At 74.1% G+C, this 23,521-nt stretch carries 19 protein-coding genes, 1 tRNA gene and 1 pseudogene; 17 read left to right on the forward strand and 4 right to left on the reverse strand.

The window, feature by feature from the left end:
* Positions 1 to 8 precede the first annotated feature (8 nt).
* Positions 9 to 1,016 carry a porphobilinogen synthase gene (gene hemB / locus VKV23_00310; protein HLI14484.1) on the forward strand — a complete coding sequence of 336 codons (1,008 nt, stop codon included), beginning with the start codon at positions 9 to 11 and terminating at the stop codon, positions 1,014 to 1,016.
* Positions 1,013 to 2,326 carry a glutamate-1-semialdehyde 2,1-aminomutase gene (gene hemL, locus VKV23_00315; GenBank protein HLI14485.1) on the forward strand — a complete coding sequence of 438 codons (1,314 nt, stop codon included), beginning with the start codon at positions 1,013 to 1,015 and terminating at the stop codon, positions 2,324 to 2,326. Before hemB ends, hemL begins: the two co-directional genes overlap by 4 nt.
* Positions 2,327 to 2,574: 248 nt before the next feature.
* Here hemL and VKV23_00320 read toward each other — a convergent pair.
* A pseudogene (locus tag VKV23_00320) lies at positions 2,575 to 3,585 on the reverse strand (geranylgeranyl reductase family protein).
* Between the two features lie 110 nt (positions 3,586 to 3,695).
* On the opposite strand from VKV23_00320, the gene ndhC reads away from it, so the two are divergent.
* Genes ndhC through VKV23_00390 form a run of 14 tightly spaced genes read left to right on the forward strand, consistent with a single transcriptional unit; the run spans position 3,696 to position 19,055 of the window.
* A complete protein-coding gene (ndhC, locus tag VKV23_00325; GenBank protein HLI14486.1) occupies positions 3,696 to 4,148 on the forward strand; it encodes an NADH-quinone oxidoreductase subunit A in 453 nt (150 codons plus the stop codon).
* 9 nt (positions 4,149 to 4,157) lie between these two features.
* Positions 4,158 to 4,733 carry an NADH-quinone oxidoreductase subunit B family protein gene (locus VKV23_00330; protein HLI14487.1) on the forward strand — a complete coding sequence of 192 codons (576 nt, stop codon included), beginning with the start codon at positions 4,158 to 4,160 and terminating at the stop codon, positions 4,731 to 4,733.
* A complete protein-coding gene (locus VKV23_00335; GenBank protein HLI14488.1) occupies positions 4,730 to 5,254 on the forward strand; it encodes an NADH-quinone oxidoreductase subunit C in 525 nt (174 codons plus the stop codon). The genes VKV23_00330 and VKV23_00335 overlap by 4 nt, the downstream gene beginning before the upstream one ends.
* Positions 5,251 to 6,642, forward strand: a complete 1,392-nt coding sequence (locus VKV23_00340; protein HLI14489.1) for an NADH-quinone oxidoreductase subunit D — start codon at positions 5,251 to 5,253, stop codon at positions 6,640 to 6,642. The genes VKV23_00335 and VKV23_00340 overlap by 4 nt, the downstream gene beginning before the upstream one ends.
* The gene (locus tag VKV23_00345; GenBank protein ID HLI14490.1) at positions 6,642 to 7,220 is read left to right on the forward strand and encodes an NAD(P)H-dependent oxidoreductase subunit E; all 579 of its coding nucleotides are present in this window, start codon (positions 6,642 to 6,644) and stop codon (positions 7,218 to 7,220) included. The genes VKV23_00340 and VKV23_00345 overlap by 1 nt, the downstream gene beginning before the upstream one ends.
* Positions 7,217 to 8,527: an NADH-quinone oxidoreductase subunit NuoF gene (gene nuoF, locus VKV23_00350; GenBank protein HLI14491.1), complete on the forward strand. Its 1,311-nt coding sequence runs from the start codon at positions 7,217 to 7,219 to the stop codon at positions 8,525 to 8,527. Before VKV23_00345 ends, nuoF begins: the two co-directional genes overlap by 4 nt.
* 23 nt (positions 8,528 to 8,550) lie before the next feature.
* On the forward strand, positions 8,551 to 11,190 hold the full coding sequence (gene nuoG, locus VKV23_00355) for an NADH-quinone oxidoreductase subunit NuoG (protein ID HLI14492.1): 2,640 nt from the start codon (positions 8,551 to 8,553) through the stop codon (positions 11,188 to 11,190).
* Positions 11,190 to 12,386, forward strand: coding sequence for an NADH-quinone oxidoreductase subunit NuoH (gene nuoH, locus VKV23_00360; protein ID HLI14493.1), 1,197 nt, complete (start codon positions 11,190 to 11,192; stop codon positions 12,384 to 12,386). The genes nuoG and nuoH overlap by 1 nt, the downstream gene beginning before the upstream one ends.
* 2 nt (positions 12,387 to 12,388) lie before the next feature.
* Positions 12,389 to 13,081 carry an NADH-quinone oxidoreductase subunit NuoI gene (gene nuoI, locus VKV23_00365; protein ID HLI14494.1) on the forward strand — a complete coding sequence of 231 codons (693 nt, stop codon included), beginning with the start codon at positions 12,389 to 12,391 and terminating at the stop codon, positions 13,079 to 13,081.
* Entirely contained in the window at positions 13,081 to 13,704 is a 624-nt protein-coding gene (locus VKV23_00370; protein ID HLI14495.1) for an NADH-quinone oxidoreductase subunit J, read from the forward strand. The genes nuoI and VKV23_00370 overlap by 1 nt, the downstream gene beginning before the upstream one ends.
* Positions 13,701 to 14,006: an NADH-quinone oxidoreductase subunit NuoK gene (nuoK, locus tag VKV23_00375; GenBank protein HLI14496.1), complete on the forward strand. Its 306-nt coding sequence runs from the start codon at positions 13,701 to 13,703 to the stop codon at positions 14,004 to 14,006. The genes VKV23_00370 and nuoK overlap by 4 nt, the downstream gene beginning before the upstream one ends.
* 11 nt (positions 14,007 to 14,017) lie before the next feature.
* A complete protein-coding gene (gene nuoL, locus VKV23_00380) occupies positions 14,018 to 15,910 on the forward strand; it encodes an NADH-quinone oxidoreductase subunit L (GenBank protein HLI14497.1) in 1,893 nt (630 codons plus the stop codon).
* A 2-nt stretch (positions 15,911 to 15,912) separates the two neighbouring features.
* The gene (locus tag VKV23_00385; GenBank protein ID HLI14498.1) at positions 15,913 to 17,484 is read left to right on the forward strand and encodes an NADH-quinone oxidoreductase subunit M; all 1,572 of its coding nucleotides are present in this window, start codon (positions 15,913 to 15,915) and stop codon (positions 17,482 to 17,484) included.
* Positions 17,481 to 19,055: an NADH-quinone oxidoreductase subunit N gene (locus VKV23_00390; GenBank protein ID HLI14499.1), complete on the forward strand. Its 1,575-nt coding sequence runs from the start codon at positions 17,481 to 17,483 to the stop codon at positions 19,053 to 19,055. Before VKV23_00385 ends, VKV23_00390 begins: the two co-directional genes overlap by 4 nt.
* A 19-nt stretch (positions 19,056 to 19,074) precedes the next feature.
* Here VKV23_00390 and VKV23_00395 read toward each other — a convergent pair whose 3' ends face one another.
* Positions 19,075 to 19,563 carry a YajQ family cyclic di-GMP-binding protein gene (locus VKV23_00395; protein HLI14500.1) on the reverse strand — a complete coding sequence of 163 codons (489 nt, stop codon included), beginning with the start codon at positions 19,561 to 19,563 and terminating at the stop codon, positions 19,075 to 19,077.
* A gap of 73 nt (positions 19,564 to 19,636) precedes the next feature.
* On the opposite strand from VKV23_00395, the gene VKV23_00400 reads away from it, so the two are divergent.
* Positions 19,637 to 19,718, forward strand: a tRNA-Tyr gene (locus VKV23_00400).
* A gap of 366 nt (positions 19,719 to 20,084) precedes the next feature.
* On the opposite strand, the gene VKV23_00405 is transcribed toward VKV23_00400, so the two are convergent.
* Both VKV23_00405 and VKV23_00410 read right to left on the reverse strand, forming a co-directional pair.
* Entirely contained in the window at positions 20,085 to 20,624 is a 540-nt protein-coding gene (locus VKV23_00405; protein ID HLI14501.1) for a hypothetical protein, read from the reverse strand.
* A 175-nt stretch (positions 20,625 to 20,799) separates the two neighbouring features.
* On the reverse strand, positions 20,800 to 23,496 hold the full coding sequence (locus VKV23_00410; GenBank protein HLI14502.1) for a hypothetical protein: 2,697 nt from the start codon (positions 23,494 to 23,496) through the stop codon (positions 20,800 to 20,802).
* Positions 23,497 to 23,521 lie beyond the last annotated feature (25 nt).

The raw sequence follows: 23,521 nt of genomic DNA on the forward strand, positions 1-23,521 counted from the left end.
TCGTGCCGATGCCCGAGCCGCTTCGCGTCGGCGGCTACCCGGCGAGGAGGATGCGCCGGCTGCGCCGCACGCCGGCGCTGCGGCGCATGGTCGCCGAGACGAGGCTGTCCGTCGACGACCTCGTCGCGCCGCTGTTCGTCCGGGAGGGCATCGACGAGCCGGTGCCGGTGGCGTCGATGCCCGGCGTCGTGCAGCACACGGTGGCGTCGCTGCGAGCCGAGGCGAAGCGCCTCGTGTCCCTCGGCGTGCCGGCGATCCTGCTCTTCGGCGTGCCCGAGCGCAAGGACGCCACCGGCTCGCAGGCGTCGGCCCCCGACGGGATCGTCCAGGTCGCGCTGGCGGAGCTGCGCGCCGAGGTGGGCGACGCGCTCGTGTGCATCGCGGACTGCTGCCTCGACGAGTACACCGACCACGGCCACTGCGGCCTCGTCCGCGCCGACGGCACGGTGGACAACGACGCCACCCTCGAGCGCTACGCGGAGATCGCCGTCGCCCAGGCTCGAGCCGGCGCCGACGTCGTCGCGCCGAGCGGGATGATGGACGGCCAGGTCTCGGCCATCCGGACCGCCCTCGACGCCGCCGGCCACGCCGAGACGGCGATCCTCGCCTACGCGGCGAAGTACGCGTCGGCCCTCTACGGGCCCTTCCGGGATGCCGTCGACGTGACGATCGCAGGCGGCGGCGACCGGCGCGGCTACCAGCAGGACCCCGCGAACCGGCGCGAGGCGCTCGCCGAGGTGCGGCTCGACCTGGCCGAGGGGGCCGACCTGGTCATGGTCAAGCCGGCGCTCTTCTACCTCGACGTGGTCTCGGACGTGCGCGCCGCGGTGGACGTTCCCGTCGTCACCTACCACGTCTCCGGCGAGTACGCGATGCTCGCCGCCGCCGCCGAGCGGGGCTGGCTCGACCGGCGCGCGGTCGCCCTCGAGGCGCTGTACGCGATGCGACGTGCCGGCGCCGACCTCGTGTGCACGTACCTCGCCGCCGAGGTGGCCGAGGCGCTCGGCTCGCGGTGAGCCAGCGGCTCGCGTCGTCGGCAGCGCTCTTCGAGCGGGCACGCGCGGTCATCCCCGGCGGGGTGAACTCGCCGGTCCGGGCATTCCGTGCGGTCGGGGGCGAGCCGTTCTTCGTGGCGTCGGCCTCGGGTGCCTACGTCACCGACGTCGACGGGAGGCGCTACGTCGACTACGTGCAGTCCTGGGGCGCCTCCATCCTCGGCCACGCCCACCCCGAGGTGGTGCGCGCGGTGGCCGCCGCGGCCGAGCGGGGCACCACCTTCGGCGCGCCGACCGAAGGCGAGGTCCGTCTCGCCGAGACGCTCGTCGAGGCCGTGCCCGGCTGCGAGATGGTCCGGCTCGTGTCGTCCGGGACGGAGGCGGCGATGACGGCGGTGCGCGTCGCCCGGGGCTTCACCGGGCGCGACCGCATCGTGAAGTTCGCCGGCTGCTACCACGGCCACGCCGACGCGCTCCTCGCCGCGGGAGGAAGCGGCGTGGCCACGCTCGGGCTCGCGGGCTCGGCGGGCGTTCCGGCTCGAGCGGTCGCGGACACGCTCGTCGTGCCCTTCAACGTCGTCCCCGAGCTCGACGAGCGCGTCGCCTGCGTGATCGTCGAGCCGGTGGCGGCGAACATGGGCCTCGTCGCACCCGTGCCCGGCTTCCTCGAGGGCCTGCGCCGGGCGTGCGACGAGGTGGGCGCGCTCCTCGTCTTCGACGAGGTGATCACCGGCTTCCGGCTGGGGCGGGCCGGCGCCGCGGGCCGCTACCACGTCACGCCGGACCTCGTGTGCCTCGGCAAGGTGATCGGCGGCGGCCTGCCGCTCGCCGCGCTGGGCGGACGGGCCGCGGTGATGGAGGTGCTCGCCCCTTCGGGCGAGGTCTACCAGGCGGGGACGCTGTCGGGGAACCCGCTCGCCACCGCCGCGGGCCTCGCGGTGCTCGGAGTGCTCGGCGACGACGCCTTCGAGCTCCTCGAGCGTCGCGTCGGCGCCCTCGTTGCCGGGCTCGCCGAGGCCTTCGCCGAGGCCGACCTCGCAGCGCAGGTGCCCCAGGTCGGCACGCTCGCGGGGGTCTTCTTCGCCGACGCGCCGGTGCGCGACTACGAGGGCGCTCGCGCCGCTGCGCACGAGCGCTACGCGGCCTTCTTCGCCGAGATGCTCGCGCGCGGCGTCGCGCTGCCGCCGAGCCCCTACGAGGTGCTCTTCTGCTCGCTCGCCCACGGCGAGGCGGAGCTCGCCCGCACGCTCGAGGCCGCCGCGGCCTCCGCCAGGGCGGTCGCGGCGGCCGAGCGGTCGCGGCGCGTCGCCAGGCGCACGAGGGCCCGGTAGGCGAGCTCGGCCGGCCCGGTCTCGTCGTCGCGCAGCATGTTCGACATGATGCGCAGCACCCAGCCCATCACCGAGGCGGAGTGCATGCCCGTCGCCACGAGGCGGCGCATGAGGTCGGGCCGGCCCATGGCGCGCATGCAGGCGGACGCGACCTTGTAGTAGAGGCCGTACTCCTCCTCGAGGCGTGCCGCGTAGGCGGCGAGGGCGCCCTGGCCGCCGCCCGCCGCCGCCTCCGAGATCGTCGTCGCCGCGAGCCGCCCGGTCTCGTACGCGTAGGCGATGCCCTCCCCGTTGAAGGGGTTGATCGCGCCCCCGGCGTCGCCGACGAGGAGCCAGTCCGGGCCGACGCGCGGGCCGACCGACAGGCCGGTCGGCAGCCGTCCACCCGTCGGCGGCCCGAGGCGCGTCTCGGACGAGAGGCACCACGAGGTGGGCGCGAACGCGACGAAGGCGTCGAAGAGCCTCGAGGTGTTCACGGAGCGCCAGCGGTCGAACGTCGACAGCAGGCCGACGCCGACGTTCACCCGTCCGTCGCCGAGCGGGAAGATCCACCCGTAGCCGGGGACCACGTTCCCCGCCTCGTCGCGCACGTCGAGGTGCGACTCGAGGTAGGGCTCAGCCGAGCGAGGCGAGGCGTAGTAGCCGCGAAGCGCCAGCCCGAGCGGCAGCGAGCGGTCCCGCTGCGTCCCGAGCGCGCGCCCGAAGCGCGAGTTGGCGCCGTCGGCGACGACGACGAAGCGGGCGCGCACCTCCGTCGTGGTGCCGCGCTCGCGCTCGACGACGACGGCGCCCTCGGCCGGCCCGCCTCGGCCTGCACCCGCACCGAGCGGCGCGACGGCCTCCGCGCCCTGCCAGAGCGTGGCCCCTGCCTTCTCCGCGTGCCCGGCGACGAGGGCGTCGAGGTCGCGCCGCGTGACGACGAGGCCATGGTCGGGCAGTCCTCGCCGGCGCGGCCAGGCGAGGGCGAGCTCCCTGGCGAAGGCGTGCGCCCGCAGCCCGACGAAGCGGTGGAACCCGGCGAGCTCGTCGCCGAGGCCCATGTCGTGCAGCTGACGGACCGACCGTGGGGTGAGGCCGTCGCCGCAGGTCTTGTCGCGCGGGAAGCGCTTCTTGTCGACGACGAGCACGTCGAGGCCGGCGGTGGCGAGCCAGTAGGCGGCGGCCGCCCCGCTCGGCCCCGCGCCGACGACGAGCACGTCGTGGCGGCGATCGCTGCGGGCGCGCCCGGCGGGCGGCGCGCCGTCGGAGGGTGCGGGCACGGCCCGAGCGTACCGGCCGGGGAGGCCCTCGGCCGTCCCGGCGCGCCGGACAGGGCGCTCGCGCCCAATGTGACCGCCTCCGGCGAGCCGTGGTAGAACGGGCCGAAGCCATGGGAAGCCTCGACAGCTACCTGCCGATCTTCATGCTCCTCGTGCTCGGCGTGCTCTTCGCCGGGCTCTCCCTCGCCGCCTCCCGGCTGCTCGCCCCGCGCCGGCCGACGGCGGCGAAGGACGCCCCCTACGAGTGCGGGATCGTCCCCACCTACGAGCCGCCCCGGCGCTTCCCGGTGCGCTTCTACCTCGTCGCGATGATCTTCATCATCTTCGACATCGAAATTGTCTTCCTGTTCCCCTGGGCCGTCGTGTACCGTCAGCTCGGCCGCTTCGGCCTCGTCGAGATCATCGTCTTCGCGGCCGCGGTCTTCTTCTCGTTCCTCTACCTCGTCGCGGACGGCGCCATCGACTGGGGCCCGATCAAGCGCGTCCGCCCGGTGGCCCCCTCGGGCCGCACGACGCGCACGACGATCCGTCGCGCCGCCTCGGCGCCGGGGGAAGCGGCCTAGGAGGTCGGCGTGGCGTCCTGGCAGGGGCTCGAGTCGCTGACCCACAACTTCCTCGTCGGGCGGCTCGAGGAGCTCGTCAAGTGGGCCCGGCGCATGAGCATGTGGCCGGCCACCTTCGGCCTCGCGTGCTGCGCCATCGAGATGATGGCAGCGGGCACCGCCGAGTACGACCTCGCCCGCTTCGGCATGGAGGTCTTCCGGCCGTCGCCGCGCCAGGCCGACCTCATGATCGTGGCGGGGCGCGTCTCGCAGAAGATGGCCCCGGTGCTCCGCCAGGTCTACGACCAGATGGTCGAGCCGAAGTGGGTCATCTCCATGGGCGTGTGCGCGTCGACCGGGGGGATGTTCAACAACTACGCCATCGTCCAGGGCGTCGACGAGATCGTCCCCGTGGACGTCTACGCGCCGGGCTGCCCCCCGAGCCCGCAGACGCTCATGCACGCCATCCTCACGCTCCACGAGAAGGTGCGCACGGGAGAGCTCGCCCGTCGGCGCAAGGGGGCAGGCGCACCCACCGAGCCGGTCGAGGTCCCCGGCTGGGTGCAGCCGCTCTCGGTCCCGGTGCACGTCGGGACCCCGCGGTGAGCGCCGCCGCGGCACCGGGCGCACCGCTGCGGTCGCTGGCCGAGCTGCCGGCGTGCGCGGGCGTGCCCGCCGTCCGCTCGCACGACCAGGACGTGCTCTTCCCGAGCCGGGAGCGCTACGTGGCGCTCGCCGAGGCGCTGCGCGACGCCGGCTTCGCGATGTGCGCGGACCTCTGCGCCGTCGACTACCTGCGCCACCCGGACCGGCCGCTCCCCGCCGAGGTGGTGCCGGAGCGCTTCGAGGTGGTCGTCAACCTCCTCGCCCTCGATCCGTTCCAGCGCGTCCGCCTGCGCGTGCAGGTGCCCGAGGACGACGCCCGCTGCCCGACCCTCTTCTACGTCTACCCGGGCAGCGAGAACATGGAGCGGGAGGCCTACGACCTGTTCGGGATCGTGTTCACCGACCACCCGGACATGACCCGCATCCTCATGCCCCAGGACTGGGAGGGCCATCCGCTCCGCAAGGACTACAGCGTCGGCCGCGTCCCGGTGCAGTTCAAGGAGGCCCCGGGGCCGCGATGACCGTTCGCCGCGTCCTCCACCCGGACGCCCCCGGCGCGCGCACCGTCGTGCCCGACGAGGCCGAGGAGGCCCGCCTCGAGCACGAGACGCTGGAGGGTCCCCAGGAGCTACGCCCCCGCGAGGCGACGAGCCCGATCGAGCTGCTCATCGAGGAGGGTGCCGTGCTGCGGCTCCCCGAGGACGCGGCGCTCGACCCCGACGAGGCAGACGTGCGCTTCGGCGAGGGCGAGACCATGATCCTCAACCTGGGCCCGCAGCACCCCTCGACCCACGGCGTGCTGCGGATGATGCTCGAGCTCGAGGGCGAGACGGTGGTCCGCTCGAAGCCGATCATCGGCTACCTCCACACCGGGATGGAGAAGACCGGCGAGGAGCTGCCCTACATCTCCGGCGGGACGAACGTCACGCGCATGGACTACCTCTCGCCGCTGTTCAACGAGCTCGTCTACGCCCTCGCCGTCGAGCGCCTCCTCGACGTGGAGGTCCCGCCGCGCGCGACGTGGATCCGGATGCTCATGTGCGAGCTCAACCGCATCGCCTCGCACTGCATGTGGGCGGCGACGAACGGCATGGACCTCGCCTCGACGACGATGATGATCTTCGGCTTTCGCGAGCGCGACCTCGTCCTGTCCTTCTTCGAGAAGGTCACCGGGCTGCGGATGAACCACAACTACATCCGCCCCGGGGGGGTGGCCGCCGACCTGCCCGACGGCTGGGAGGACGACGTCGCCGCCGTCGTCGACACGATCGAGCTGCGCGTCGACGACTACGACGAGCTCATCACGAACCAGCCGATCTTCCGTGAGCGCACCGAGGGGGTCGGGATCATGCGGCCCGAGCTGGCGATTGCGCTCTCGGCCACCGGACCGATCCTGCGGGCCGCCGGCGTGCCGCTCGACCTGCGGCGCGCCCAGCCCTACCTCGCCTACGACGAGGTCGACTTCGACGTCATCGTCGGTACCGTCGGGGACACCTTCGACCGCTACGCGGTGCGGCTCCAGGAGATCCGCGAGTCGGTCCGCATCGTTCGCCAGATCCTCGAGAAGATGCCGGCCGGCGACTACCGCCTCCAGGACAAGAAGGTGACCCCGCCGCCTCGCGCCCGCATCGACGAGTCGATGGAGGCGCTCATCCACCACTTCAAGCTCTTCACGCGCGGCATCGAGGTGCCGGCCGGGGAGACCTACGTCGCCGTCGAGTCGCCCCGCGGCGAGCTCGGCTGCTACCTCGTCGCCGACGGCTCGAACAAGCCCTACCGGATGCACATCCGCGCGCCGAGCTTCGTCAACCTCCAGAGCGTGCCCGCCCTCCTGCGCCAGGGCCTCGTGGCGGACGCCATCGCCATCTTGTCGTCGGTGGACCCGGTGATCGGCGAGGTCGACCGCTGATGGCGCGCCTCAGCGCCGAGACGCGTCGGCGCGCCCTCGAGGTCGTCTCGCTCTACCCGAGGCGTCGCTCCGCCCTCATCCCGCTGTGCCACCTCGCCCAGGCGCAGGACGGCTACCTGAGCGCCGAGGCGATGGAGGACATCGCGGAGATCCTCGGGATCACCCCGGCGGAGGTGCGGGGCACGGCGAGCTTCTACGAGATGCTCCACCTCGAGCCGGTCGGTCGCCACGTCATCGCCGTGTGCACGAACATCGCCTGCATGCTGCGCGGCGCCTACGAGCTGCTCGAGCACGCCGAGGCGCGCCTCGGGATCGGCGTCGGGCAGACGACGCCGGACGGGGAGTTCACCCTCGAGGACGCCGAGTGCGTCGCGGCGTGCGACATCGCCCCGTGCGTGCAGGTGAACCACCGCTTCTTCGGGCCGCTCGATCCGTCGGGCTTCGACTCGCTCGTCGAGGACCTGCGGCGCGGGGCCCTCGCCGACGTCGTACCACCGCACGGGGTGCTGTGCCGCGTCGAGCGGACCGTCGGCCTACCGGCGGCCGAGGCGCGCCGCGACGGGGGGGCGCGCCCGTGATCCGCACGCCCGAGCCGATCGTCACCGCCCGGCTCTCCTACGAGGACAGCCACACCCTGGAGCGCTACCTCGCGACGGGCGGCTACGCGGGCCTGCGGCGCGCCCTCGAGCTCGGGCCCGAGGCCGTGCGCGCCGAGGTCGACCGGGCGAGCCTGCTCGGGCGCGGCGGCGCCGGCTTCCCTGCCGGGCGGAAGTGGTCGATGCTGCGGCCGGCGGCGACCACCTACCTCGTCGTGAACGGGGACGAGAGCGAGCCGGCCACGTTCAAGGACCACCTCCTCATCGAGCGCGACCCGCACCAGGTGATCGAGGGCGCGATCATCGCCGCCTTCGCGGTCGGTGCCGCCCAGGCGTTCGTCTTCTGCCGCGGGGAGTTCGCGCTCGGCCTCGAGCGGCTCACCCAGGCGTGCAACGAGGCGTACGAGCACGGCGCCCTCGGCGCCGACATCTTCGGGTCGGGCTTCTCGCTCGACCTCGTCGTGCACCCGGGTGCCGGCGCCTACATCTGCGGGGAGGAGACGGCCCTCCTCGAGAGCCTCGAGGGCAAGCGAGGCTTCCCCCGCATCAAGCCGCCGTACTTCCCGGCAGCGATCGGCCTGTACGGCGAGCCGACCGTCGTGAACAACGTCGAGACCGTCTCCAACCTTCCGTGGATCGTGCTGCACGGGGGGGAGGCCTTCGCCGCGCTCGGCCACGGCTCGTCGACGGGGACGCGCCTGTTCGCCCTCTCCGGTCAGGTGCTTCGGCCCGGCTGGTACGAGCTCGAGATGTCGAAGACGACCTTCCGCGACCTCATCTTCGACCCCTCCCTCGGCGGGGGGCTCGCACCGGGGCGCGAGCTCAAGGCCTTCATCCCCGGGGGGGTCTCGGCCCCGTGGTTCGGCCCCGAGCACCTCGACCTCGGACTCGACCAGGAGGCGGTGGGCAAGGCCGGCTCGATGCTCGGCTCCGGCTCGGTCGTCGTGATGGACGACACGACCTGTGCGCTGCGCGCCGCGTGGCGCATCACCCGCTTCTTCTGGCGGGAGTCCTGCGGCCAGTGCACGCCGTGCCGAGAGGGCAGCGGCTGGCTCGAGAAGATCCTCTGGCGCCTCGAGCGCGGCGACGGTCGGGAGGAGGACGTCGACTTGCTGCTCGACGTCTGCGACAACATCGCTCCTGGCCTGACCTGGCCTCCCCAGATGACGACGATCTGCGTGCTCGGCCCCTCGATCCCCTCGTCGATCGCCTCGGCGATCCGCATGTTCCGCGACGAGATCCTGCTGCACGTGAAGGAGGGCCGCTGCCCGCTGGGAGGCCGGCGGTGAGCGAGACGGTCGCCTCGGCGCGCGTGAGCCTGACGATCGACGGCCGCGCCGTGACCGCGCACCCTGGCGAGCTCGTCATCGAGGCCGCCGAGCGCGCCGGCGTCTTCATCCCGCGCTTCTGCTACCACCCCCGGATGCGGCCGGTGGGCATGTGCCGGATGTGCCTCGTCGAGATCTCCGGCCCGCGCGGCTTCTCCCTGCAGCCCGCGTGCTTCGTGCGCGTCGCCGACGGCCAGGAGGTGCTGACCTCGTCGCCGAAGGCCCGCAAGGCGCAGGAGGGGGTGCTCGAGTACCTCCTCATCAACCACCCGCTCGACTGCCCGGTGTGCGACAAGGGCGGGGAGTGCCCGCTGCAGGACCAGGACCTCTCGCACGGGCCGGGCGAGAGCCGCTTCATCGAGGAGAAGCGCCACTGGGCGAAGCCGATCGCCATCAGCCCGCTCATCCTGCTCGACCGCGAGCGCTGCATCCAGTGCGCCCGCTGCATCCGCTTCGCCGAGGAGGTCGCCGGCGAGGCGCTCATCGACTACTTCTCCCGTGGCGACCGGATCGAGGTCGCGGTCTTCCCGGAGCGCCCGTTCAGCTCCTACTTCTCGGGCAACACCGCGCAGATCTGCCCGGTCGGCGCGCTCACGACCACCTCGTACCGCTTCAAGGCCCGCCCCTGGGACCTCGAGCAGGTCGAGACGACCTGCACGACCTGCGCGCTCGGCTGCCGGGTCGCCGCCCAGTCGTCGGCCGGCGCGCTCGTGCGCTACCTCGGCGTCGACTCGGACCCGATCAACCACAGCTGGCTGTGCGACAAGGGCCGCTTCGGCTTCGAGGCGACCCACGCCCCCTCCCGCCTCGTCGAGCCGCTCGTCGCCGAGGCCGGCGAGCAGCGCCCAGCGAGCTGGGCTCGCGCCCTGCGCCTCGTGGCGGACGAGCTGCGGGCAGCCGGCGCCGGCACCGATGACCCGCGCATCGGCGTCCTCGGCGGCGCCCGGCTCACGAACGAGGACGCGTACGCGTGGGCCAAGCTCGTCAAGTCCGTGCTGCGCACCGACTCGGTCGACGCCCAGCTCGGCGACGGGGTGCCCGCCGTCCACCTGCTCGGCCTGCCGCGCGCGACGATCGAGGACCTCCTGCGCGCGCGCGCCGTCGTGCTGCTGTCGGGGGACCTGCGCGAGGAGCTCCCGGTCCTCTACCTGCGGCTGCGCGCGGCGGTGCTGTCCGGCGCGGTGTCGCTCGTCGAGTGCGGCACCCTCCCGAGCTCGCTCGCCGCGCACGCCTCGGTGCGCCTCCCCTACCGCCCCGGCGAGGCTGCTCGTCTCGCGAGCGCCCTCGCCGGGCGCGCGACAGAGGTGCCGGGCGTCGACCCCGCGTCGCTCGCCGCGGCCCGCCGCCTCCTCGAGGCCCCCGCGGGCGAGGCGGCCGGCGCGGGCGTGGTCGTCGTCGTCGGGCGCGCGTCGCTCGCGGAGTCGGGCGAGACGCTCGGGGCGGCCGCCTCGATCCTGCGCGACGCCCTGCCCGCGGCGCGCTTCTTCTCGGGTCTGCGCCGGGCGAACGTCCAGGGCGCGCTCGACATGGGCCTCGCGCCGGGCGTGCTCCCCGGGCGCGTCGCGCTCGGGGACGGCCGCGACTACTACGAGGCGGCGTGGGGGGCCCTCCCGGCGGCCGAGGGCCGGGACGCCACGGCGCTCCTCCAGGCTGTGGCCGCCGGGGAGCTCTCGGTCCTCGTCCTGCTCGGGGCCGACCCGCTCGCCGACTTCCCGGACCGCTCGCTCGCGCGCGAGGCGCTCTCGCGCGCGAGGTTCGTCGTCTCGCTCGGGACGCACCACGACGCCTCGAATCGGGCGGCCGCGGTCGTGCTGCCGCTCGCCGGGGACAACGAGCGCACCGGCACGACGACGAGCTGCGAGGGCCGGGTCACCCGCCTCGCCCAGAAGGTCCTCCCACCCGGCGTCGCCTGGCCGGCCTGGTCGGTCGCCGCGGAGCTCGCCCGCCTCCTCGGGGCTGACCTCGGCTTCGAGAACGTCGAGTCGATCGGCGAGGAGATCGCCTCCCTCGTTCCGACGCACCGAGGCCTGCGGCCGGACCTCCTCGGACGCCCCGAGTGGCGAGACGGCGTCGTCGTCCCGCTCTCGTCGGTCCCGGTCGCGATCGGGCGCTCGCCGCGGCCGATCGACGCGATGGCGACGCCGGGCATCGTGTCGGTGCCGGAGCAGGGAGCGCCGCTGTCGGCCGGCGCGGCGGTCCCGCCCGGGGGGGAGCCGCTCGGGCGGTCGGCCGGGATCGGCCGCACGGCGCCCTCGACGCTGCGCGCCGAGGCGCCGCCGACCCCGCCCGCGCCGGCGCGCCTGGATGACTCCTCGCACCGTCTCGTCGTCACCCGCACCCTCTACGACCGCGGCACCCTCGTCGGCGCGAGCCGCTCGCTCGCGCAGCTCGCGCCCGAGCAGGTCCTGCGCGCCAACCCGGCGGACCTCGAGCGCCTCGGCGTCGCGCCCGGCGGCGCCGTGCGGCTGCGCTCGGCGCGCGGCGAGCTCGTCGTCCCGGCGCGGCCCGACGAGGGCGTGCCGAGCGGCGTCGTCGCGCTCAGCGCCAACGCCGTGGGCCCCGACCCCGGTGAGCTCGTGGACGCCACGGCGCTCGCCACCGACGTCCGGCTGGAGCGCGCGTAGTGGGCGACCCGCTCTTCCTCCACGGCGTGGACCTCGGGGCCTTCGTCATCGCGCTCGTGAAGGTCGTCGTCGCGTTCGCCGCCCTGCTCGTCTCCGTCCTGCTCATGATCTGGTTCGAGCGCAAGGCGATCTCGGACATGCAGAACCGCATCGGGCCGAACCGCGCCGGTCCCTTCGGCATCCTCCAGACGCTCGCGGACGGGACGAAGCTCTTCTTCAAGGAGGACCTCCTCCCCGAGCGGGCGGACCGCGTCGTGTTCCGGCTCGCGCCCTACCTCGCGCTGCTGCCCGCCTTCCTCGTCTTCACGATCGTCCCTGTCGGGGGGGTCGTCACCATCGCCCACCACGTCGTCGAGCTCCAGGTGGCGGACCCGCCGATCGGCATCCTCCTCCTCCTCGCCCTCTCGTCGGTCGCCGTCTACGGGACGATGCTCGCCGGGTGGTCCTCGGGCTCGAAGTACCCGCTGCTCGGCTCGGTGCGCGCCTCCGCCCAGATGATCTCCTACGAGGCCGCGATGGGGCTCACCGTCGTGATGGTGATCCTCGAGGCGCACAGCCTCTCGACGCGAGCCATCGTCGACAGCCAGGCGCCGCACTTCTGGATGTGGAACGTCCTGCGCCTCGGCGTCGTTCCCTTCGCGATCTTCTTCGTCGCCTCGACCGCCGAGCTCAACCGCCCGCCGTTCGACCTCGCGGAGGGCGAGTCCGAGCTCGGCGGCGGCTTCCACACCGAGTACTCCTCGATCCGCTTCGCCCTCTTCTTCCTCGCCGAGTTCATGAACACGGTGACGATGTCGGCGATCGTCGTCACGCTGTTCTTCGGCGGACCCGACGGTCCCGGGTTCCACGTCGTGCGCTGGCTGTGGCCCATCTTGTGGTTCGTCGGCAAGACGACCGTCTTCTGCTACGTCCAGGTCTGGATCCGGGCCTCGCTCCCGCGGATGCGCTACGACCAGCTGATGGAGCTCGGGTGGAAGCAGCTCATCCCGCTGTCGCTCGCGTGGCTCCTCATCGTCGCGGGCGTCATCGAGTCGGCGTCGTGGGGCCTCGGGCTCATCGGGGCGTGCCTCGTGGCGGGGCTGCTCCTCGCCCAGGCGCTGCGCGTCGCGCGCCGTCGTCGGGAGGCCCTCGCCGCGGCGGAGCTGCGCACCGTGGGCCTTCGACCGCTCGTCGACGGCGGCGAGGGGAGGGGCTAGCCGTGGGTCTCCTCGACGACCTCCGGTTCTTCGGCGGCTTCAAGCAGACCTTGAAGCAGGTGGTCTCGCCGCGCGTCACGACCGAGTACCCCAAGGCGAAGCGCCCGAAGCCACCCCGGCTGCACGGGCGCCACGTCCTCAACCGCTACGAGGACGGGATGGAGAAGTGCATCGGCTGCGAGCTGTGCGCGGCGGTGTGCCCGGCCGACTGCATCTACGTGCGGGGCGCGGACAACCCCGAGGACGCGCCCGTGTCCCCGGGCGAGCGCTTCGGGTTCGTCTACGAGATCAACTACCTGCGCTGCATCCACTGCGACATGTGCGTCGAGGCCTGCCCCACGGAGGCGATCACCGAGTCGAAGCTCTTCGAGTTCTCCTTCACGAGCCGGGCGGACGCCATCTACACCCGTGCCGAGCTCCTCGTCGACGACGACGGGCGGCCGAAGCGGCTGCCCTGGGAGGACTGGCGGGAGGGCGAGGACGCGCACACCTCCGGCTGGATGCGGGCGACCGCGCCGTCGGGCGCGGCCGCCTACGAGGGGACGGTGCAGTGGTCCGGCGAGCTCGGCTACGGCGTGCGGCCACCGGAGGGCGGCCAGAGCGGCCGGCGTGACGACGCCGCGACGGGCAACATCTCGATCCGCGAGGTCGCGGCGCGCAAGATCCCGGTGCGACTCGGCGGGAAGGTGCGCTGATGGGCGGGGCGCACCTGCTCGCCGCGACCTACCCGGACGCCGTGACCTTCGCCGTCGCCGCGGCGATCTCGCTCGCCGGCGCCCTCGGGGTGGTCCTCGCGCGCAACCCCGTGCACGCGGCGCTGCTGCTCGTCATGACGCTCTTCGGCGTCGCCGTGCTCTTCCTCGAGGAGAACGCCCAGTTCCTCGCGGCGGTCCAGGTCATCGTCTACGCCGGGGCGATCGTCGTCCTCTTCCTCTTCGTGATCATGCTCCTCGGCGTCGACGAGCGGGAGCGGATCTTCAGCGAGCGGCTGCGCGTCCAGCGCGGCGTCTCGCTCCTCGTCGCCGCCGCGGTGCTCGCCGAGGTCCTCCTCCTCGGCACGGGGCACTGGACGACCGGCGCGCGCAGCGTGAGCGCGCCGCTCACGGGGCCGGGCTCCAACGTCGCCAAGCTCGGGCGCGCGCTCTTCACGACGTACCTCGTCCCCTTCGAGGTGACCTCCGCGCTCCTGGTCGTCGCGGTCATCGGCGCTGTCGTGCTGGCCCGCCGGCCGGGCCGGCGCCCCCTCGAGGAGATCGGCGCGCGCGCTCGCGAGCCCGAGGACGACGAGGGCGAGCGCGAGGAGGTCGCCTCGCGATGAGCGTCGCCGCCTCGTGGTACCTCGTGCTCGCCGCCGCCCTCTTCACGATCGGCGCCGTCGGCCTCCTCGTGCGGCGGAACGTGCTCGTCATGTTCATGTGCATCGAGCTCATGCTGAACGCCGCCAACCTCACCTTCGTGACCTTCGCCCGCGAGCTGAACGACGTCGCCGGCCAGGTCGCGGTGTTCTTCGTCCTCGTCGTCGCGGCGGCGGAGGTTGTCGTGGGCCTCGGCATCATCGTCGCCCTCTTCCGCCGCCGCACCGGGGCGACCGCTGACGACGCCAACCTCCTGAAGGGCTGATCGGACCGAACGTGCTGCACGCCGCCTTCCTCATCCCCGCCTTCCCGCTCCTCGGCTTCGCGCTGCTCGTGGCGTTCGGGCGCCGGCTCGGCAACCCGCTCGCCGGCTGGCTCGCGACGGCGTTCGTCGCGGCGTCCTTCGTCGTCACGGCGGTCGTCTTCGCGGCGCTCTTCGAGCGCGCGCCGGCCCACCGGCAGGTCACCGAGCACCTCTTCCCGTGGTTCTCCGTCGAGCGCCTGCACGTCGGCGTGGGACTGCTCCTCGACCCGCTGTCGCTCACGATGGCCGCCTTCGTCACCGGGGTGAGCGCGCTCATCCACCTCTACTCGGTCGGCTACATGCGCCACGACGAGCGTTTCGAGCAGTTCTTCTGCTACATGAACCTCTTCGTCCTCTGCATGCTCATGCTCGTCCTGTCGAGCAACCTCCTCGTCACCTTCTTCGGCTGGGAGGGCGTCGGGGTCTGCTCGTACCTGCTCATCGCCTTCTGGTTCGAGCGACCGAGCGCGGCGAGCGCCGGGAAGAAGGCCATGATCTACAACCGGGTCGGCGACGCCGGCTTCCTCCTCGCCCTCTTCCTCATCTTCGAGCGCACCGGCAGCCTCGACTACACGGTGGTCTTCTCTCGCCTCTCGCGCCTGTCGAGCGGGGATCTCGTCGCCGTCGGCCTCCTGCTCTTCCTGGGGGCGGTGGGCAAGTCCGCCCAGATCCCGCTGTTCCCCTGGCTCGCCGACGCCATGGAGGGCCCGACGCCGGTCTCGGCGCTCATCCACGCGGCGACGATGGTCACCGCTGGCGTCTACCTCATGTGCCGGATCAACCCGGTGCTGCACCTCGCGCCCGACGCGGCGCACGTGATCGCCTGGCTCGGCGCCGTCACCGCGTTCGTGGCCGCCATGGCGGCGACCTCGCAGACCGACATCAAGAAGGTGCTCGCCTACTCGACGGTCTCGCAGCTCGGCTACATGTTCCTCGCCGCCGGGTCCGGGGCCTACGTCGCGGCGATCTTCCTCATGCTGACGCACGCCTTCTACAAGGCGCTCCTCTTCCTCGGCGCCGGGGCGGTGATCCACGCCATGGACGAGGAGCAGGACCTGCGGCTGATGGGCGCGCTCGGGAGGCTGATGCCGCTCACGGCCGTCACCTTCCTCGTCGGCTGGCTGGCGATCGCCGGCGTGCCCCCGCTGTCGGGGTTCTGGTCGAAGGGGGAGGTGCTCCTCAACGCCTGGGCGGTGAGCCCGGCGCTGTGGGCGATCGGGGCCGTCACGGCCGTGCTCACCGCCTACTACATGGGGCGCGAGTACTTCCTCGTGTTCCTCGGCGTGCGCCGCTGGGGACGCGAGCACGGCGCGGCGCTCGCGCAGGTCCAGCCGCACGACCCCGACTGGGTGATGTCGGCCCCCATCGTCGTGCTCGCCGCGTGCTCGGCGCTCGCCGGGTTCATCAACCTCCCCTTCCACCCCGACTTCGTCCTCCTCGAGCGGTGGCTCGACCCCGTCGTGCGGCGCACGCTCCTCGTCCACCACTGGAGCGTCCCCGAGCTGTGGGCCTTCGCCGTCGCCGACGGCGTCCTCGCGCTGGCCGGCGTCCTCCTCGCCGCCGCGGCCTGGCGCAGCGCGAGCGAGCGACCTGCCCTCGAGCCGCGCGCCCTCTACATGGCGTGGTTCCTCGACTGGGCGCTCGACCGCTTCATCGCCCGGCCGGGCACGGTGCTCGCCGAGGTGGCCAGCTCGGTCGACCGCTCCGTCGTCGACGGCGCCGTGAACGGGCTCGCCCGCCTCGTGCGTGCGGGCGGGCAGCGCCTGCGGCGGGTGCAGAACGGCTACGTCCGCTCCTACGCCCTCGGCCTCCTCGGCGGCGTCGTCGTCCTCGTCGCCTACCTCCTCGTGCGGGCGGGCGGTTGACGATGCCGGCCACGGCCGCCTTCCCCTACCTCACGGCGCTCGTCCTCGTGCCGGCGGGCGCCGCGCTCGTCGTCCTCGCGCTGCCGAGGTCGGCGCGCGCCGCGATCCGGGCCGTCGCGCTCGCCGGATCGCTCGGCGTGCTCGGCGTCGCGGCGGCGGTGCTCGCCGAGTTCAAGGTCGGCGTCGCCGGCTACCAGCTCGCCACCTTCCACGAGTGGGTCCCCGCGCTCGGGATCTCCTGGAACCTCGGGATCGACGGCATCTCGCTCTTCCTCGTCGTGCTCACGGCGGCCCTCTTCCCGCTCGTGCTCCTCGGCGCGGCCGAGCGAGAGGAGCCGAAGGCCTTCGCCTTCTGGCTCCTCGTGCTCGAGGCGGGCTGCCTCGGCAGCTTCCTCTCGCTCGACCTGCTCTTCTTCTACCTGTTCTTCGAGACGACGCTCGTCCCCGTCTACTTCCTCATCGCCGGCTGGGGGCACGAGCGGCGGGCGTACGCGGCGACGAAGTTCTTCCTCTACACCTTCGGCGCCTCGCTGCTCATGCTCGTGGGCATCGTCGCCCTCGTCGTCGTGCACGAGCACCAGACCGGCGTGACGACGTTCGACTCGCTCGCGCTCGCGTCGACGCACCTGTCGGGCGCGGCGGGCGTCCTGCTGTTCCTCGCCTTCACCGCCGCCTTCGCCGTGAAGGCACCGGTCGTGCCCTTCCACACCTGGCAGCCCGACGCCTACCGGGAGGCCCCGGTCTCGGCGACGGTGCTGCTCGCGGCGGTGATGGCGAAGCTCGGCGCCTACGGGATGGTCCGCTTCGACCTCGGGCTCTTCCCGCACGCCTCGCGAGTGGTGGCGCCGGTGCTCCTCGTGCTCGGCGTGGTCGGGATCCTCTACGGCGGCGTCGTCGCCGCGGCGCAGCGCGACCTGAAGCGCCTCGTCGCCTACTCCTCGATCGCGCACCTCGGCTTCATCGTGCTCGGCCTGTTCGCGCTGACCGGCACCTCGGTCTCGGGCGCGGTGCTCGAGATGCTCAACCACGGCGTGTACACGGCCGCCCTCTTCCTGTGCGTCGGGATGATCTTCCGGCGGGCCGGCACCTTCTCGATGCGCAGCCTCGGCGGCGGCGTCCAGAAGGTCGCACCGGCCTTCGCGGGCGTCTTCCTCCTCAGCGCGCTCGCGGCGATCGGCGTCCCCGGCCTGAACGGCTTCGTCAGCGAGTTCCTCATCCTCCTCGGGGTCTTCCAGGTGCACCGCTACTACGCCGTGGCGGCCGTCGTCGGCGTCGTCGTCGCCGCCGTCTACCTCCTGTGGGCCTACCAGCAGGTCTTCCACGGCCCGCGCCCGGCTGTCGTCGAGGCGCCCGGCGCGGCGCCGGCGCGCTTTCGGGAGCTCACCTGGCGCGAGGGTCTCGTCCTCCTGCCCCTGCTCGGCGCGATCGTCTTCCTCGGCGTCTACCCCAAGCCGGTCCTCGACCGGATCACCCCGTCGGTGAGCCGTGTCGTCGCCCACGTCCAGGCCGCCGCGCCGGCCACCGCGCGAACGCCGGTCGCGACGGGCGGGTCACGCAAGGAGGCAGCCAGGTGAGCGTCCTTCTGGCCGCGGCCCTCGCCCTGCCGAGGATCGACTACACGGCGATCCTCCCTGAGCTCATTCTCCTCGGCGGCGCCCTCGTGCTCGTCACCGCCTCCGCGCTCAGCTGGCGCCAGATCCCGACCGAGGCGTACGCGAGCGCGACGGTCGGCTTCGGCGGGGCTGCGCTCATCGCGTCGCTCGTCCTCGTGCACGACGTCTCGCGTCACGGTCCGTTCACGACCGTCGCCCAGTCCATCGTCGTCGACGGCTTCTCGTCGTTCGCCCTCGTGCTCGTCTCGACGATCGTGCTGCTCGCGGCCATCCTCGCCGCCGGCTTCCTGCGGCGGGAGGCGATCGCCGGCTGCGAGTACTACGCGCTGGCGCTCATCTCCTGCGCGGGGGCGATGTTCATGGCGGCGGCGAACGACCTCATCCTCATCTTCCTCGGGCTCGAGGTCCTCTCGATCCCGCTGTACGTGCTGGCAGGCCTCGACCGGCGACGCGCGGCCTCGAGCGAGGCCGCGCTCAAGTACTTCATCCTCGGCGCCTTCTCCTCGGCGATCTTCGTCTACGGCATCGCCCTCACCTACGGGGCGACCGGTTCGACCCAGCTCGCCGAGATCGCCGCCTTCCTCGCCCGCAACGTCGTGACGAACGACGGCGTGCTCCTCGGCGGCCTCGCCCTCCTCCTCGTCGGCTTCGGCTTCAAGGTGGCCGCGGTCCCCTTCCACATGTGGACCCCCGACGTCTACCAGGGCTCGCCCTCGGCGGCCGTCGGGTTCATGGCCTCGATCGCCAAGGTGGGAGCCTTCGCCGCCGCGCTGCGGGTCTTCGTGTCCTCGTTCCCGACGCTGCGGTCCTCCTGGCAGCCGGTGGTGTGGGTGCTCGCCGTCCTCACGATGGGGCTCGGCGCCCTCCTCGTCCTCGTGCAGCAGGACGTGAAGCGGCTGCTCGCCTACTCCTCGATCAACCACGCCGGCTTCATCCTCCTCGGGCTGCAGGCGGCGAGCGACCGGGGGGTGGCGGCGGCGCTCTTCTACCTGTTCGCCTACAGCCTGCTCGTCCTCGGCAGCTTCGCCGTCGTCGTCGTCGTCGGCGGCCCGGGCGACGAGGCGCACGACGTCGCGCGCTACCGGGGGCTCGCGCGCACGAGGCCCGTCCTCGCCGCGGCCTTCGCCCTCCTGCTCCTCGCGCAGGCCGGGGTGCCCTTCACGACGGGCTTCTTCTCGAAGTTCTACGTCGTGCTGGCCGCCGTCGCCGCGCACAGCTACGCGCTCGCGGTGATCGCAGTCGTCTCGGCCGCGATCACCGCCTTCTTCTACCTGCGCCTCGTCTTCTTGATGTTCGCCGCGACCGCCGTGCCCTCGCCGGTCGGCGCGGCCGACGCCGATCCGAGCCCGGCCGGCGTCGCGCTGCTCGCGCCCGCGGCGCCCGTCGCCTCCGGCGCGCGCGCGGCGGAGGTGGAGGTCTCGCCGTGGGCGGCGACGGGGATCGCCTGCTGCGTCGTCGTGACGCTCCTCTTCGGCGTCTGGCCCCAGCCCCTCATCGCCTTCGCGCACCAGGCGACGCTCCTCATCCGCTGAGCGCGCCCGGGCGCGACCCTCAGTCCCGCAGGTTGCCGAACTGGAGCGGGATGCCGAGGTCCTCGGCCTTCAGCCTGGTGATCGCCGCCTGGAGGTCGTCGCGTCGCTTCCCGCTGACGCGCACCTGGCCGCCCTGGGTCTGGGCGGTCAGGCCCTTGAGGCCGAGCTCTCGCACGATCCGGCCGATCGCCTTCGCCCGCTCGGCGTCGATGCCGGCCTGGAGGCGGACGTGCTGGCGCACGGTCCCCTTCGCCGCCTCCTCGACCTTGCCGTAGGAGAGGGCCTTCAGCGAGACGTGCCGGCGGACGAGCTTCTCCTCGAGGAGCTGGACGAGAGCCCTGAGCCGGTCCTCGGTCGGCGCGTGCAGCTCGATCTCGTGTCCGGCGAGCGAGATCGACGAGCCGGTCCCCTTGAAGTCGAAGCGCGTCGCCACCTCGCGCGCCGCCTGGTCGACGGCGTTGCGGACCTCCTGGAGGTCCACCTCCGAGGTCACGTCGAAGCTCGGCACGAGAGAAAGCTAGCGCGCGCCGGCTCGGCGCCCTCCCGCCGAACACAAGGAATCCGGTATCGTGTGGTGGCCAGGGTCGGTACCCAAGCGGACAACGGGAGCAGACTGTAAATCTGCCGGCATCGCCTTCGTAGGTTCGAATCCTACCCGGCCCACCGCAGCGCCCGCCGGGGCGCTCGCGCCGGATCCTGGGCGCGACGACCCGCGGCCTACCCCGTGGCGGCGACGAGCAGGCGAACGACGCGACGGGCGGGGGAGCGTCGACCGCGGCGCCACGCGGGCTCGGCGCCGGCCGCGACCTCGACCCCCCTCGACCCGCGGCGTGCGCACCGTGGCGGCGGTGGTCCGCCGGCGGCCTTCGGGCGGGGGTGGGTCGCTCGCCCGTCAGGCGAGGGGACGGCGCGAACGAGGCGCAGGCGGTCGTGTCGGTCGGCGTCGTCGGGTCGCACACGAGCCGGCCGGCCGCTCGCTCGACGACGGCGACCTCGGACCGGTCGAGGCCTGGACGCGCCGGAGCGAGGCTACCGGCGGCTCGGTCCCGCCGAGGCGGGGGTGCGCGCGCGCCTTCCTCGCTTCGGCCCCGCGCTCGCACCGGGCGAGGCGGCGCGCACCTTCGCGGCGATGAGCCGGGCGAGCGCCCGGGCGCCCGGACCGTCGATCGGCAGGTGGGTGCCGTCGGCGTAGAACCAACCCGGGTGGTGGGCAGCGAGCGCGGCCCAGTCGGCGACGACCGCGTTGCGTGCCGCCGCCGCGCCGGCGCGAAGGACGGCGTTCACGCTGTCCTGCCAGGGACGGTCGACGTGGACGGTGACGAGGACGACGCGCCGCACCCGGCGGAGGACGGCGAGCAGCTCGCGAAGCTCGGTCGGTGTCACCGGGCCGTTCGTCCCGAGGGCGACGACGACGACCGAGCCGAGCCGGTGCTCGGCCCGCAGGCGCTCGGCGAGCGAGATGCCCGCGCTGAACTGCAGGCCGACGGCGGCGTGGATGGCGACGCCGGGGAGGAGCGCCCGCAGCTCGTCGGCGTAGTCGAGCATCACCGAGTCGCCGATGGCCGTCACCCGACCGGCGCCTGGACCGGTGCGCGCGCGCTCGTGAGCGGAGCGGGTGGCCGGCGTCCCCTGGGCGCGCGGGCGTGCGCTCGCCGTCCCGCCCCCCGCGGCGCAGCCGCCGAGCACGAGCGCTGCGCACGCGAGCGCGGCGAGCCGCCGGGCGTGCCCGCCCGCCGCGGCCGGCTCAGCGCCACGTGCTGCCCGCCGTCGCACCGAGAGCGTCGCGTCCCCTCCCCGCACCTCGCCAGAGCCCGGTCCGGTCGCCCGCGCGCGCCGCGCCACGCCCGGCCCTCCGGCGGCGCGTCGCCAGCCAGTCGCCAGCGGCGAGGGCGACGAGCGCCGCCCACCCGGCGCCGGCGAGCGCGGCGCCGAGCTCGGATCCGGGCGCAGTGTAGAGAAAGGTCACCGAGGACCGGCCCGCGGGCAGGCGCACGGCCTGGACGAGGCCGAAGCGGCGGATGCGGACGGGGCGTCCGTCCACCTCGGCGTGCCAGCCAGGCAGGTCGGCGACGCTGCGCACGAGGAGGAAGGCTGCGGCCGCCCTCGCCTCGACGGTCTCGCGCGCACCGAGGTCGTGCCAGGACAGCTCGGCCGTCGGGCGGGACCGGCCGAGCGCGACGGCGGCGAGGTGTCCGATCGCCCGGGTGTCGAGGAAGGTGGCGTAGGGGCCGATGGGTGGTCCAGGGCGCCAGTGGGGCGGTGCCACGGCCGCGGCGAGCGCTCCCGACGGGGAGAACGCGCGCCGAGGGGTCTCCACGACGACGCGCACGCGGCCTCGGTCGGGCGGCAGGACGAGCCCCACCGCGGCCTCGCCGCCGAAGCGCTCGCTCACGGCGGCTCCCGGCCCCGGCGTGCCGGGGCCGAGCGGTGCGAGCAGGCGCCCCCGCGCCGTGAGGAGGCGGGTGCGGCGCGCCAGGGCGGCGAGGCCGTCGGCGGTCCCGCGGCTCGCTCGCGGCCACGCGAGGCGCACCCCGACGACGTCCTCGCGCCGGCCGAAGTACCGGACGGTCGCCGCCGAGGGGGCGAGCGGGATCGGGCGGCCCTCGCCCGCCGGCACCTCGAAGGACCCCGGCAGCGCGAGCAGGGCGCGCACGTCGAGCTCGTCGGCGACGCGCCCGGCGAGGGCCGCGGGCGAGACGACGTCCTGGCCGTGGGTCCCCGTGGCTCGGGCGTAGGGACCCCAGGCGAGCGAGCCGTAGCCCTGGGCGCTGTGGAGGCGGTAGAGGACGTTGAGGTCGGGCGCGCCGAGCTCGTCGAGGGCGAGGCCGCCGGCGCGCGCCGGGTCGTCGACGACGAAGCGCCCCTCCGGCCCGACGAGGCGCGCGAGCGACCGCTCGAGGGCGTTGGCGCGCCCGAGCGCGCGCGCCGGCGTCGGCGCGAAGGAGCTCTCGTTCGCCCAGAAGGTCACGAGGTCGACGAGGGCGAGGGCGACGAGCAGGGCGCGCCGACGACGGACGCCGGCGCGGTGGCCCAGGAGGAGGAAGGCGAGGGCGGCGAGCCCGACGGCGCCGGCCGTGGCGAGGTAGGGGGCGACGGCGCGCACGCTCCACGGTCCGGTCGGCCCACCGGCGAGCGCGCGTGCGACCGCCGTCCCGCCGAGCGCCGTCGCACCGAGGAGCGCGAGGAGGACGAGGGGGGCGAGCGCGCCGAGGCGGCGCGCCGTGGCGCCGGCGCCTCCCGGCGCCAGGAGCGCCTGCGCGAAGTGGGCGTAGAGCACCGCGGCGGCGAGCGCGAAGAGGAGGAGCGCGCGGCTCGGCAGGCGGCTCAGGCCGACGACCGGCAGGTGGACGAGGAGGTGGGGGAGGGGCGTCCGGCTGCCGAGCGCGATCGCGACGCCGAGGGCGCCGATCGCGTACCAGACGCGCAGCGGGCGGCCCTCCCGGCGCAGCGCGCCGGGGGCGAGCCCGAGCGTGCCGGCGAGGGCGAGCATCCCCGGGTAGGCGTCCGTCTCGGCGAGGTTGTAGCGGCCGACGTAGGCGGCGAGCCCGAGCGGCCCGCCGCCGAGCAGGTGCGGGGCGACGAGCACGGTGAGCAGGGCCGGGGTCAGCGACCCGCTCGTGAAGAAGCCGACGCTGCCCGCCGACCGCTGCGAGACGGCGACGAAGGCCGACCCGGGGAGGAGCTGGACCGCGGCGACGAGGCCGCCCAAGGCGGCGCCGACGGCGAAGCGACCGGCGCGCGCCAGGCGGCGCCCGGGCCTGGCGAGCAGGTGCGCCGCGTAGACGGCGGCGGCCAGCGCCGCGTACCAGGCGGCCTCCGGGCTGCCGGCGAGGCCGATGCCGCCGAGGCAGGCGGCGAGGAGCGCGACGAGCGCCGGCACGTGGCGGCACCGGTCGTCGGCGAGGCGCTCGAGGGCGACGAGGGCGAACGCGAGCCCAGCGCCGGTCTCGACGACGTCGACGTGCACGGCCTGGGAGGCGAGGTAGCCGCCGAGCCCGAAGCTGGCGCCGCCGAGCGCCGCGGCGAGCGGGTCGAGCCCGCGCAGGCGGAGGAAGACGTACAGGCCGCTGGCCGCGGCGCCGTAGGCGAGCGCCTCGACGAGCACGTAGGCGGCGAGCGGGGGCAGGACGGCGAAGGCGAGCACCCCGGGGGACGCCGCGCCGGCGTTGATGCCCCCGAGCAGCGGTGTCCCGGAGAAGTCGTAGGGGTCGTAGGTGGCGAGCGCGCCGTGGCGCAGGAGCGCCCCGGCCAGCGCGCGCAGCGGGAGGTTCTGGATGACCGCGTCGCCCGTGAGGAGCGGGTAGCCCGCGAGAGCGGGGAGGCCGAGCAGCACGAGCGGGACGAGGACGAGGAGGGCGACGGCCACGAGGTCCCGCCGGTCGACCCGCCGGAGGGCCGGCAGCGGCGCCGGCGCCCGACCCGCTCCCGCCCCGGCGCGCATGGCGGAACGCTACCGAAGCGCCCCG

The organism is Acidimicrobiales bacterium (assembly GCA_035294085.1).
Classification (GTDB): domain Bacteria; phylum Actinomycetota; class Acidimicrobiia; order Acidimicrobiales; family Bog-793; genus DATGLP01.